The sequence below is a fragment of the Kribbella sp. NPDC005582 genome (assembly GCF_040605415.1).
In the GTDB taxonomy this organism is placed as follows: domain Bacteria; phylum Actinomycetota; class Actinomycetes; order Propionibacteriales; family Kribbellaceae; genus Kribbella.
Genome location: NZ_JBEXCU010000008.1, coordinates 229927 through 243094 on the forward strand (window position 1 = coordinate 229927; position 13168 = coordinate 243094).

11 protein-coding genes are annotated in these 13168 nt (G+C 67.7%); all 11 read left to right on the forward strand.

All coding sequences use genetic code 11. The features are described 5' to 3' along the window. The first annotated feature begins 289 nt into the window (after positions 1–289). The gene (locus tag ABZS29_RS35095) at positions 290–754 is read left to right on the forward strand and encodes a bifunctional nuclease family protein (RefSeq protein WP_165952492.1); all 465 of its coding nucleotides are present in this window, start codon (positions 290–292) and stop codon (positions 752–754) included. Positions 755–873: 119 nt separating this feature from the next. Next, on the forward strand, positions 874–2148 hold the full coding sequence (locus tag ABZS29_RS35100; protein WP_355468758.1) for a hypothetical protein: 1275 nt from the start codon (positions 874–876) through the stop codon (positions 2146–2148). A 72-nt stretch (positions 2149–2220) separates the two neighbouring features. After that, entirely contained in the window at positions 2221–3486 is a 1266-nt protein-coding gene (locus tag ABZS29_RS35105; protein WP_355468760.1) for a hypothetical protein, read from the forward strand. A gap of 29 nt (positions 3487–3515) precedes the next feature. Beyond that, positions 3516–4778 carry a hypothetical protein gene (locus ABZS29_RS35110; protein ID WP_355468762.1) on the forward strand — a complete coding sequence of 421 codons (1263 nt, stop codon included), beginning with the start codon at positions 3516–3518 and terminating at the stop codon, positions 4776–4778. 112 nt (positions 4779–4890) lie between these two features. Beyond that, entirely contained in the window at positions 4891–6171 is a 1281-nt protein-coding gene (locus ABZS29_RS35115) for a hypothetical protein (protein WP_355468764.1), read from the forward strand. A gap of 11 nt (positions 6172–6182) precedes the next feature. Beyond that, positions 6183–7454, forward strand: a complete 1272-nt coding sequence (locus ABZS29_RS35120; RefSeq protein WP_355468765.1) for a hypothetical protein — start codon at positions 6183–6185, stop codon at positions 7452–7454. A gap of 1 nt (position 7455) precedes the next feature. After that, positions 7456–8775: a hypothetical protein gene (locus ABZS29_RS35125; protein ID WP_355468767.1), complete on the forward strand. Its 1320-nt coding sequence runs from the start codon at positions 7456–7458 to the stop codon at positions 8773–8775. Between the two features lie 219 nt (positions 8776–8994). Then, positions 8995–10131: a phosphate ABC transporter substrate-binding protein PstS gene (pstS, locus tag ABZS29_RS35130; protein WP_355468769.1), complete on the forward strand. Its 1137-nt coding sequence runs from the start codon at positions 8995–8997 to the stop codon at positions 10129–10131. Between the two features lie 127 nt (positions 10132–10258). Continuing rightward, the gene (gene pstC / locus ABZS29_RS35135) at positions 10259–11428 is read left to right on the forward strand and encodes a phosphate ABC transporter permease subunit PstC (protein WP_355468771.1); all 1170 of its coding nucleotides are present in this window, start codon (positions 10259–10261) and stop codon (positions 11426–11428) included. Then, positions 11425–12345, forward strand: a complete 921-nt coding sequence (gene pstA / locus ABZS29_RS35140) for a phosphate ABC transporter permease PstA (RefSeq protein ID WP_355468773.1) — start codon at positions 11425–11427, stop codon at positions 12343–12345. The genes pstC and pstA overlap by 4 nt, the downstream gene beginning before the upstream one ends. Positions 12346–12366: 21 nt before the next feature. Next, positions 12367–13143, forward strand: a complete 777-nt coding sequence (gene pstB, locus ABZS29_RS35145) for a phosphate ABC transporter ATP-binding protein PstB (protein WP_355468775.1) — start codon at positions 12367–12369, stop codon at positions 13141–13143. Positions 13144–13168 lie beyond the last annotated feature (25 nt).

Consider the following 13168-nt stretch of genomic DNA (forward strand, 5'->3'; position numbering starts at 1 on the left):
ATCGGTCCCCAGCCTCTCGCCGTACCGGACTATTCCATTGTCGGTGACAGGTCAATGACGCACTGTCACCTTGCTGTCTCTTACCTTGCTGGCTGGTCACTGACCGTGCAAGCGATTCGATCTGAGTTGTAGGGCTCCGGCTTTCAGCACTGTCGCGCCACGGCTCGGTGACGATCCAGGCACAGCAGCAGGGGTGTCCGGGTGACACTGGTAGCGACGGGTATGTTCCTACCGAGGAACCGGCGCCCCACCCGGTGCCGGTCTGAGGAGAGGTCGCACCATGACGATGATGCGAGAACTGACACTGATCGGGATCCGGATGGAATCGCCCAACCGGGCCCCGGTGATGATGCTGCGCGAGACCGAGGGCTACCGCTACCTGCCGATCTCGATCGGCTCGGTCGAGGCGACCGCGATCGCCTACGAGGAACAGGGCCTGCGCCCATCCCGGCCGCTCACCCACGACCTGATGCGGGACCTGATCGAGGCCTGGGGCGTTCGCCTGGAGGCCGTCGAGATCGTCGAACTGCGGGACGCGGTCTTCTACGCCGAGCTCCTGCTGGACAACGGCGCCCGGGTCTCGGCGCGCCCGAGTGACTCGGTGGCGCTCGCGGTCCGGCTGAACACCCCGATCCGCTGTACCGAAGAGGTTCTCCGCGAGGCCGGCGTGGCGACGCCGGAGGAGGAACAGGCCGAGCTGGAGCGGTTCCGCCAGTTCCTGGACGGCGTAGCCCCGGAGGACTTCTCCAGCTGAGTGACCCTTTGCACGTTGGTGCAAAAGTTTTCCGGTCTGAGCCGTTGGCCTGCTACGGTTCGGGCCACGCGCTGGCGACAGGGGTGATCGTCAGGCGTTCTCACCTGGGATGCACTCACATGCGCAAATTTGCCCTCGCGGCGGCTGCTGTCGCCGCCCTCACCGCCGGCCTGCAGGCGCCCGCCTGGGCCGCCGCTCCCGACGTACCGACCGGCGTCACGATCGCCTGGGCGGACAGCAGCAACATCAAACTGACCTGGACCGACACCGGCGAGGCCAACACGGTCTACTGGCAGCTCCCGGGCGGCAACGAGCTGAAGTTCGGCGACGTCGCCTCGACCGCGGCCAACGAGTTCCTGTTCCCCGCGAGCGTCCTCGCGAAGAACCTGGACAAGGTGAAGCTGATCGTCAAGTCCACCAACGCCGACGGCGAGAGCGCCTCGGCGCCCTCCCCCGAGTTCGACACCTTCGTGCCGGCCGCGCCGGCGCTGCAGGACGCGACCCTGGCGGCGAACCTGTCGACCCAGCTCAAGTGGACACTGCCCGCCACCTCGGACGCGACGCCGGGCGACCCGCTGGACGCCCGTGGCTACGAGGGAATCGAGGTCACCGCGCTGCGGCCCAACGGCACCACTCAGAGCCTGGGCGTCTACAGCTTCGCCACGGATGGTGCCACGATCGCTCCGCAGCCGCGGCCGACCACGTTCACGCTGACCTCGATCAGCCCGTGGGGCAAGGCCAAGGGGGCCCGGACCGTCAAGCTGGGCACGCTCGGCGCCGGGATCACGGTCCCCGCGTCGGCGCAGTTCTCGAACCGCCTCCCGATCAAGAGCACCCTGGACCTGTTCACCAGCCCGGGCCGCGAGGAGCGGGCGAGCGGGATCAAGGTCGAGCTCCAGGCCCGCGCCAAGACCACCGACGCCTTCAAGACCTACGGCCGGTACGACGGCAACACCACCGCCGCCTTCGACACCGGAATCGCTGCCCTCGGCAACCGTCAGTACCGGCTCTGGGTCCCGGCCCGGAAGGTTGCTACCAGCAACGTCATCGTGCTGACCCCGGCCACCTCGACCTCGGTCAAGTCCTCCAAGACCTACGTCAAGTTCGGCACCGGCGGCTTCAGCCCGTCGGTCGTCCGGGTCGGCGCCCGCTCGACCTTCTCGGTGAAGATCCTGCCGGCCGTCTCGGTCAAGGCGCAGCTGCAGGGCTGGACCGGCAGCAAGTGGATCGCCCTCGGCGACCTGCCGCTCACCAAGGGATCGTACGTCGAGCGCGGTGACATCGAGACGGAGCGCTACACCGTCCGGGTCCGCGTCATCGCACCCACCGTCGTCGTCAACGGCCTGACCGTCCTGGCCAACACGAGCCCTGCCTACAACCTCACCGTCAAGTAGTCACTCTTCAGCACATTCACCGCCACGGCAGCCACTGCGCCGTGGCGGTGAACTCGTTTCGAAAGGTTCACCATGCGTAGATTCGCCCTCGCCGCGACCGCCGTCGCCGCCCTCGCCGCCGGTCTCCAGACCCCCGCCTTCGCCGCCGCCCCCGACGTACCGACCGACGTGACCGTCAGCTGGGTCGCCGAGCGGGTCAACCTGAAATGGAGCGACGCCGGCGAGGCCAACCAGATCTTCGCCGAGTACGACGGCGGCACGCCCACGCTGATCGCCTCGGTCACCGGCGAGGACGGCAATGTCGCCTCGCTGGCCAACCCGCTGGCCGCCTCGGACAAGGTCCGGCTGATCATCAAGTCCGTCGTCGGCAGCGAGGTCAGCGACGGCGCCGCGACGCCGGTCTTCGACACCCGGCGCCCCGCCGTACCGGTCCTGCAGGACGCCAACCTGGCCGCGAACCTGACGACCTCGCTCACCTGGACGCTGGCTGCCGTGGCCGACCAGACGCCGGGCGATCCGCTCGACCTGCCCGGCACCGGAGCGGTCAGGGCGAACATCGACCTCCCCGGCACCGCTATCGGCCGCCACGACTTCGCCGCCGGCGCGACCTCCGGCGTCGTACCGGCGCAGGCCCGGCCCGCGGCGATCCGGCTGAGCGCCGTCAACGAGTGGGGCGAGAGCGCACAGAGCGCCAAGGTCGTCCGTCTGGGCACCATGGGCGCCGGGATCACCGTGCCGGCCCGCGCCGTCTACAGCTCCCGGCTCGCCATCAAGAGCACCCTCGACCTGTTCACCAGCGAAGGCCGCGAAGAGCGCGCCAGCGGCATCCCCGTCGAGCTCCAGGCCCGCGCCAAGACCGCCGACGCCTGGAAGACCTACGGCCGGTACGCCGGCAACACGACGGCTGCGTTCGACACCGGAATCGCTGCCCTCGGCAACCGTCAGTACCGCCTGCTCGTCCCGGCCCGCAAGATCGTTGCCACCAACGTCATCGCGCTGACCCCGGCCACGTCCACGTCCGCCAAGTCGTCGATCACCTTGGCCAAGTTCCTCTCGGCCGGCTTCTCACCGTCCACCGCCCGTGTCGGCGCCAACGTTGACCTGTCCGCACGGATCCAGCCCGCCTCCACGGTGAAGGCCCGCCTCCAGTTCTGGGACGGCCGCACCTGGTTCGACGCCGGCCCCCTCCAGTTCACCAAGGGCTACGCCCTCCAGCACGGCGGCGCCGGCGACGAGCCCGGCTCCGCCCGCTACCGCATCACCGTCCCCGCGGTAGTCGTCAACGGCCTGACCGTCAGCGCCACGACAAGCTCCGCCTTCACGCTCACCGTGCGCTGACCGCCGTGCGCTCTCACCAGGGAACCCACATGCGTAGATTCGCCATCACCGCGGCCGCGGCCGCCGTACTGACTGCCGGTCTGCAGGCACCTGCCTGGGCCACGGCACAGGATGCACCGACCGACGTCTCCGTCGGCTGGACCGCCGAGCGAGACATCCGGCTGTCGTGGAGCGACCTCGGCGAGGCCAACACCGTCCGGGTCGAGTACCAGAACCCGCACCGGATCGAGGTCCTGAAGTCGGTGACCGCTGCCGAAGGCAACGAGGTCGTCCTCCCGGCCAAGCTCCAGGCCGCGGATCGGGTGCGGCTGCTCGTCACCAGCGGCGACGATCTCACCACGGCCGCTCCGACCGAGTGGTTCGACACCCGCCGCCCTGCGGCACCGGGCCTCCAGGACGCCGAACTGATCAGCAGGCTGATCATCAACGTGTTCTGGACGAAGGACCCGCTCGCGGACAGCACGCCGGGGGATGCACTGGACCTCCCGTACAGCCCCACCGTCAAGGCTGTCGTGGACCTGCCAGGCACCGCCACGGAGACCATCACCTTCGACCCCCGGCAGACGTCGGCCTCGCTGCCGCCGCAAGCGCGTCCCGCCGCCATCCGGCTGATCTCCACCAATGAGTGGGGCGAGACTCCGGACACCAGGATCGTGCGGGTCGGCACCCTCGGGGCCGGCATCAGCGTCCCGGCGAGCGCGGTGTACTCGACGCGACTTGGGATCAAGAGCACCCTCGACCTGTTCACCAGCGAAGGCCGCGAAGAGCGCGCCAGCGGCATCCCCGTCGAGCTCCAGGCCCGCGCCAAGACCACCGACGCCTGGAAGACCTACGGCCGGTACGCCGGCAACACCACGACCGCCTTCGACACCGGAATCGCCTCGCTCGGCAACCGTGAGTACCGGCTCTGGGTTCCGGCCCGGAAGGTTGTCAGCGGCAACGTCATCGCGTTGACCCCGGCCACATCCACTTCGGCCAGGTCCTCCAAGACCCTGATCAAGTTCGTCAGCAAGGGCTTCACCCCTGCTCACCCCGCCCGCCACGCCAAGGTGGATGTGTGGGCGAAGATCCAGCCCGCCGCCACCGTCCGCGGCTCCCTCCAAGTCCTGCTCAAGGGCAAGTGGAACACCGTGTTCCCGGTCCAGTTCACCAATGGCTCCATGCTCACGCACGCGAACGTCGGCAACGACGTCGGCTCCTTCAGCTATCGCATCGCCCTCCCCGCCGTGACCGTCAACGGCCTCACCCTGAGCCCCACCACCAGCTCGGCCTTCCCCATCACCATCGGCTGATTGCACGAAGCTGCAACGGCTTCGACTTGCATCACGCGCCAGTGCGTGCGCTACTTTTCAGGCACGCACTGGCGGCAGGGGTGACCACCGGGCGTTCTCACCTGGGGATCCCATGCGCAAACTCGCAGCCACGACTGCTGCCGTCGTACTGCTGACGGCTGGTCTGGCCACTCCTGCTTGGGCTGTGGAGCCCACTGTTCCGACGAATGTGCAGGTCTCCTGGGTGGGCGACCAGATTCGAGTGACCTGGCAGGACAACGGCGAAGCGAATGTGATCCGTAAGCACGTCGGAGTGGGCAACGGGACCGAGGTCGACACGCAAGAGGCCGATGAGCCCAACGAGGTGCTGCTGTCGAAGGACTTCGTGGAGACCGACGATGCTCGGATCATCGTCTTGTCGAAGAGGTCCGACGGATACCTGAGCGGGTGGGGCCAGAGTCCGAAGTTCGACACTCGGCGGCCGGTCCGGCCCGAGATGCGTAGCGCGAGCATGCGCCCCGATCTGTCGGTGCGGCTGTGGTGGTACCGGGAAGAACGCATCGACTACAAGGATCCGCTGGATCGGCCCGAGGCCGAGTGGTTCAAGGCCGTCGTCACCGGGCCTGCGGGCGGGCCCAAGCAGGAGTATGCGCTGCCGTTCGAGAACAACACCGCCTTCGACGTACCGGCCCCGGCACCGTTGTCGACGATCACGCTCGCCGCAGGCAACGAATGGGGTACGTCGGCCGCGACCGGACCGTTCGTGCGGGTCGGCATCACGCGCATCGAGACGCCGGTCGTCGCACGGCAGGCCTACGGCCGCAGGGTGATGACCTTCAGCACGCTGCGCTACCAATGCAACTGCGTCGAGGACCGCGATCCGAGCAACAACACCGTCGAGGTGGAGATCCAGGCGCGGCCGAACAGTTCCGCGCCCTGGACGAAGATCGGCCGCAACGCCGGCCGGCCAGGCGAACCGTTCTTCACCGAGGCATCCGCCGTAGGCGGACGGCAGTACCGGACCTTCGTCCCGCCGTACAACAACTCCTGGTCGGGCGACATCCCGATCGTCGTGATGCGGCCCGCCTCCACCGCACCGAAGGCCTCGCTGACCACGGCGAACTTCGGCAAGACCGGCTTCTTCCCCGCTTCGGCGCCGGTGAGCGCCACCGTCAAGCTGATCGTGCAGTTGTCCCCGCAGGTCGACATGAAGGCCGCCCTGCAGCGTTGGGACGGCAAGCAGTGGCGCTACCTCCGCGAGGTGCGTTTGGCCAAGGGCCACGCCGACATCGCCATCCGCGCCGCCGGCCGCGGCACCACCACGAGGTACCGCATCCTCACCCCCAAGCTGATGCTCAACGGCCTCCCGATCGAGGCCAGCACCAGCTCCCCGTTCACTCTCACCGTCCGCTAGGAACCCAGCACATGCGCAAGATCACCGCCCTCGGCGCCGCCGCCGCCCTGTTCGCCACCACCTTGGTCACCCCGGCCTGGGCCGCCGCCCCGGCCGCGCCGACCGACGTACAGGTCTCCTGGACCGACGACGGGAAGGTCCGCGTCACCTGGAAGGACAACGGCGAGGCCAACAGCGTCGCAGCCTCCATTCCGGATGCTGGATACCGGCTCGCCGTAACGACGGCCGATGCGCCGAACGAGCTCCTGCTCGACCCCAGGGTGTTCAGCGAGGCGCCCAAGGTGCAGATCGCGGTGCGCACGACAGGGGCAGACGGCGAGATGAGCGAGTCGGCGCGCAGCGCCCTCTTCGACACTCACCGCATGCCCCAACTGCGCGTCAACAAAGCCCAGTCGCTGTCCACCACTTCGGTCCGTGTGTGGTGGGGGCGGGATCCCTTCGTGGACGAGACCCCGAACGATCCGCTCGACCAGCCAACCGGCACCTGGTTGAAGGCCGCCGTGACCGGACCGGCCGCAGGGCAGCAGACGGAGTTCGTGACGCGAGGCACCGTTTCGCCCTCCGATATCCCGGTCCGCCCGGGGCCCCTGACGATCAAGCTCTCGTCGGGTAACGAGTGGGGACAGTCTCCGGCCGGCGAGTACCAGACCGTGCGGGTGGGAACCCTGGGCGTGACCGCGACGACCTACGGACGGCAGCTCTGGGACCGGACCTCCTTCGACACCAAGATGGTGGCTCGCTACCCCGAGATCCTCAAAGGGGAGGTGTTCGGGATCGAGGTCCACGCTCGCCCGAACAGCTCGAGTCCGTGGAAGAAGGTCGGCGAGAACGCCGGCCAGACCGATGGCAAGCTCTTCCAAGCCCCCGGCGGCAGGTCCGGCGGCCAGGAGTACCGGCTGTGGGTCCCTGCGACCGAGACGTACCGCGGCGACGTCACCTTGGTCACACCACCTGCCTCAACGGCAGCGAAGTTCGTGCGGAAGTACTCGGAGATCCAGTTCGGATATCCCTGGGCCACGGCACAGGTGGGCGTGACAGTGCACCGGACGGTCAAGGCTCTGCCCGGCCTTCCGCTGAAGGCCGCGCTGCACAAGTGGGACGGCAAACAGTGGCGTTACGTCCGAGCCATCCAGCTCGGCAGCAAGGGCACGGCAGACCTCGCGATCCGCGCCGCGGGCCGTGGGACGACGCAGAAGTACCGCATCGTCACTCCGCCGGTGAAGGTCAACGGCCTGCCGGTCGAGCTCAGCACCAGCGATACCTTCACCCTGACGGTGGTCTGACATGCGCAAATTCGTTGCCGGTACGGCGTCCGCCGTACTGCTGACCGCGGGTCTGTCCACGCCTGCTTGGGCCGCGGCGCCGGAGGCGCCTACCGACCTGCAGGTCGGTTGGGTGGATCCGGCTGCGCCCACCAAGGTGCGGCTGACTTGGAAGGACAATGGCGAAGCGAATCAGGTGCGGGTCGAGTACCAGGACTGGCCGACCCTTGAGCGTCTGGTTCAAGTACCTGCGGATCAGCCTAACGACATCGCGCGTACTGCGGTTGTCTACTTCAGACTGAACAAGGTTGCCCGGATCCAGGTGACGGCGGTCGGCGCTGACGGTGTTGAGAGTTCTCCGGTCTTCTCGCCCTGGTTCGACACTACCGGCCCGGCAGCACCGACTTTGAAGGGCGCGGTGCCGCGCCCGGACGGATCGCTGCAGGTCGACTGGACGAACGCCTCGGCGCCCGAAGAGACCACTCCCGGCGATCCGCTCGACCTTCCGACGGACAAGGCGGTCGGACCGGTGGTCTGGTCCCCGACCGAGTCGGCCGGCGGAACGATGGAGTGGTTCGCGGCTCAGGTCGGTACGACGAGTGCCGTCGTACCGCCGCGCCCTCGGCCGTACCCGATCCGGGTCACTGCGCAGAACGAGTGGGGCAAGCAGGAATCGAAGCGGCGGCTCGTGTTCAGCACGATGACTATTCGCTACACCTTTGTTCCGACCATGGACGAGTACAGCTGGAGCGAGACGATCCTGGCGACGGTCAGCACGCCGATCTGCCTGCCGATGACACCGAGCTGTAAGCCGAGGACGTTCGGTATCCCGGCCACGCTGGAGGGACGAGCCAACGCCAAGCAACCGTGGGGTTACATCTCGCGGATGGAGTCCGGTACTTCCGGTGTGGTGCAGGGAGGGACGCGCGCACGCGGCGGGCAGGAGTACCGGCTGAACGTACCGAGCTCGAAGAACTACCCGGATCAGAGCGAGTGGATCGTCTCGACACCGGCTTCAACCAGTGCGCGGCTGGTGAAGACGCGGGCCTACATCGCGACCGCAGGGTTCAACCGACCGACCGCCCAGGTGGGCCAGACCGTCAACTTGGTCGTCGACTCGCGGCCCTGGGTGACGACCAAGGTCACCCTGCAAGCCTGGAACGGCACGAGCTGGCGGACGGCGCGGACCGTGCAACTCACCAACGGCAAGGCGACGGTGGCGATTCGGGCCGCCGGGCGCGGAACCAAAACCCGTTACCGGATCGCGGTCCCTCGGCTCGCTGTCGGCGGACTGCCGATCGAGCCGACGATCAGCCGTGAGTTCACCCTCACAGTGCGCTGAGCGTTACTGGAACGTGAGCACACGCCCGTCTTGATCTACGGAGAGTTACGAGTGCTCACTCAGTTCACCTGATGGCCGCCTGGTGGCACGCGGGGCGTCGTTTACGGTGCCGGAACCGTTCACCGGTCGTTCACCGGCGACGGGCCGGGCAGTCACTTCGTCTCCCTACCGTCTGTGGAAGTTCAGAAGTCTTGATTCCCGCAGAAGGGCAACACTCTCGTGTTCGTGAATCGCCTGCTCCGCGTCGGCTCCGTCGCCGTGGCATCCCTCGGTGTGCTCGCTCTGAGCGCCTGTGGCAGTGACCCGGAGCCGACCGGCTCCTCGGACCCGAGCACGGGTTCGTCCTCGACCGGCGCGACCGACTGCCCGCAGGGCACGCTGAACGCCGAGGGCTCCTCGGCGCAGAAGAACGCGATCGAAGAGGTCATCAGCAAGTACAACGAGACCTGCGACAAGGTCACGGTGAACTACAACCCGACCGGCTCCGGTGCGGGGATCAAGCAGTTCAACGCCAGCCAGGTGGACTTCGCCGGGTCGGACTCGGCGCTCAAGACCGAGTCCAAGGACGGCGGCGAGCCGGAGGCCGCGCAGGCCACGAAGCGGTGCGCGAACAACCCGGCGCTGAACCTGCCGATGGTGATCGGCCCGGTCGCGATCGCCTACAACGTGGACGGCCTGCAGAAGCTGGTGCTGGACGGTGCAACGGCGGCCAAGATCTTCCAGGGTGACGTCAAGACCTGGAACGACCCGGCGATCGCCAAGCTGAACGCGGGCGTGACGTTGCCGTCGGCCCCGATCTCGGTGTTCTTCCGTTCGGACGAGTCCGGCACCACGGAGAACTTCACCAAGTACCTGAAGGCCGCCGGTGGTGGCGCCTGGAAGGGTGAGCCGGCCAAGAAGTGGACCGGCACCGGTGCGGGCAAGGAGAAGTCGGCGGGTGTCGCCGAGGGCGTCAAGAGCACCAAGAACTCGATCACGTACGTCGAGTGGTCGTACGCCGTCGACAACAAGCTCGGCGTCGCGCAGATCGACAACGGGTCGGGGACGCCGGTCGAGCTGACCGCCGAGTCCGCCGGTAAGGCGCTGGCCGCCGCGAAGCCGGCCGGCACCGGGTCCGACCTGGCGCTGAAGCTGGACTACGCGACCAAGGAGGCGGGCGCCTACCCGATCATCCTGGTCACCTACGAGATCGCCTGCAGCAAGGGCCTGCCGGCCGAGAAGACCGCGCTGGTGAAGAGCTTCCTGAGCTACTTCGCCGGCAAGGACGGCCAGGGTGCGCTGACCGAGCTCAACTACGCGCCGCTGCCGGAGGAGATCCGGACCAAGGTCGACGCGGCCATCCAGACGATCAGCTGACCCGGCCGATCAGACGTCGTACCAGCAGTGATGCAAGCCCCGGCCGGTCCGCTTCTGGACGGCCGGGGCTTCGCCTCGTCGGACCCCAACCCCGCAGCCCACGACCACGGCGCTTGGAGCACCATCGATGAGTAGTCCAGACGGCACGGCACCGCCCGACCGGCCGGCGGATCCGGCAGCCGCCGGAGCAGAACCCCAGATCGAGGATCTGATCGTCGGGCCGAGCGGCCCGGCCCTTCACTTCGACGCCCTCGCCGAGGAGCACGTGGGCGACAAGCCCACCGGTACGGCGACCGGCGAGACCGGACCGAAGCTCGAGCTCGGCCCGGTCGGTCATCTCGGCGACCGGTTGTTCAGCGGCCTGGCGCACGGCTCCGGTGCCCTGGTGGTCGTCATCGTGGCGTTCGTCGGCATCTTCCTGCTGGCGCTGGCGATCCCGTCGCTGGCCGACAACCACACCAGCTTCCTGTTCTCCCGGGTCTGGGAGCCGGGTGGCGCCGAGCCCCGGTTCGGGATCGCGGCGCTCTTCTACACCACGGTGATCAGCTCGATCATCGCGATGCTGATCGCCGTACCGATCGCGATCGGGGTCGCGCTCTTCGTCACGTACTACGCTCCGAAGCGACTCGCGACGCCGGTCGCGCACGCGGTCGACCTGCTCGCCGCGGTGCCGTCGATCGTGTACGGCCTGTGGGGCATCCTGTTCTTCGCCCCGATCCTGCTGCCGGTGATCAACGGCCTGTCCGACGCCCTCGGCTGGATCCCCTTGTTCGACAAGCCGATCGGCGACAACGTCGGCGTCATCTTCACCGTGTCGGTGGTGCTGGCGATCATGATCCTGCCGGTGGTCACCGCGATCAGCCGCGAGATCTTCGCGCAGACGCCGATCGCGCACCGCGAAGGCGCCCTGGCGCTGGGCTCCACCAAGTGGGAGATGATCCGGATGGCAGTCCTGCCGTACGGGCGCTCCGGCGTCACCAGCGCCGCGATGCTCGGTCTCGGCCGCGCGCTCGGCGAAACGGTCGCCGTGATGATCATCCTCACCGTGCCCAACGGCAACGACCCGTGGATCTCGTCGATCTTCGCCGGTGGTGAAACCTTCGCGTCGAAGATCGCCAACAACGCCGCCGAGTTCGACTCCCCGGAGAAGACCGGCGCCTTCATCGCGGCCGGCCTGGTGCTGTTCGTGGTGACGTTCCTGGTCAACTCCGCGGCCCGCCTGATCGTCGCCCGCAGCGCCCCCGGGGCCAAGCGCCCGCGCCGCAACCGCCGCGCCACCGAAGGAGCGTCCGTATGACGACCATCGTCGAGAACAAGCCGGCGTACGACGGGAAGCAACTGGACCTGACCGGCAAGTCCGGGGCCCGCGCGTTCAAGAACGTGCTGGCGACCGTACTGATCGTGGCGGCCTTCGTCATCGCACTGATCCCGCTGGTGTGGATCCTCTGGACCGTTGTCAGCAAGGGATATCACCTGCTCGCGAGTGCGGACTGGTGGAGTCAGTCGCAGCGCGGTGTCACCGTTCGCCGCGAAGGCGGTGGTGCGTACCACGCGATCATGGGCACGCTGATCATGTCGTTGCTGACGGCACTGATCGCCGTACCGATCGCGGTGCTCGGCGCGGTCTACCTGGTCGAGTACGGCAAGGGCACCAAGGCCGCGCGCGCGGTCAGCTTCATGGTCGACATCCTGACCGGTGTCCCGTCGATCGTCGCCGCGCTGTTCATCTACGCGGTCTGGATCACGATCCTGGGCTTCAACCGGGTCGGGTTCGCGGTCTCGCTCGCACTGGTGCTGCTGATGCTGCCCGTCGTTCTGCGGTCGACCGAGGAGATGCTCAAGCTGGTCCCCGACGAGCTCCGGGAGGCGTCGTACGCGCTCGGGGTGCCGAAGTGGAAGACGATTCTGAAGGTGGTCGTGCCGACCGCGTTCGGCGGCATCGTCACCGGCGTGATGCTCGGCCTGGCGCGGGTGATGGGTGAGACCGCGCCGCTGCTGATCCTGGTCGGCTATTCCAAGAACATCAACCTGAATCCGTTCGACGGCTTCATGGGCGCGCTGCCGACGATGATCAACCAGGACCGCACCGAACTGGCTTTGCAGCCGGCCGCGGACCGGGTCTGGGCGGCCGCGCTGACCCTGATCCTGCTCGTTCTTGCCCTCAACGTGCTGGCCCGGGTGGTTGCCCGGTTCAGCGCCATCAAGTCGAAATAGTCAGAGAGGTTCTGAGTCGATATGGCTAAGCGCATCGAGGTCAGCGGCCTCAACGTCTACTACGGCGATTTCAAGGCCGTCGAGGATGTGTCGATGACCATCGAGCCCCGCTCGGTGACGGCGTTCATCGGCCCGTCCGGCTGCGGCAAATCCACCTACCTGCGCACGCTGAACCGGATGCACGAGGTGATTCCGGGGGCTCGCGTCGAGGGCAAGGTGCTGCTGGACCAGCAGGACCTGTACGCCACCGGTGTCGATCCGGTCGCCGTACGGCGGGTTGTCGGCATGGTGTTCCAGCGCCCGAACCCGTTCCCGACGATGTCGATCTTCGACAACGTGGCGAGCGGCCTGAAGCTGAACGGCGTCAAGGACCGCAAGAAGCTCGCCGAGGTGGTCGAGGCGTCGTTGCAGGGTGCCAACCTGTGGAACGAGGTCAAGGACCGCCTCGACAAGCCGGGCGCCGGTCTGTCCGGTGGTCAGCAGCAGCGGCTGTGCATCGCCCGGGCGATCGCGGTCGAGCCCGAGGTGATCCTGATGGACGAGCCATGCTCGGCCCTGGACCCGATCTCCACGCTGGCGATCGAGGACCTGATCGAGAAGCTCAAGGACCGCTTCACCGTGGTGATCGTCACGCACAACATGCAGCAGGCGGCTCGCGTCTCCGACCAGACGGCCTTCTTCAACCTGGCCGCGACCGGCAAACCCGGTCGCCTGATCGAGATGGGCGCCACCAAGGCGATCTTCTCCAACCCCACCGAAAAGGCCACCGAGGACTACATCACCGGCCGCTTCGGCTGAGTCCGGGCACCGTGTCCGCGCCTTC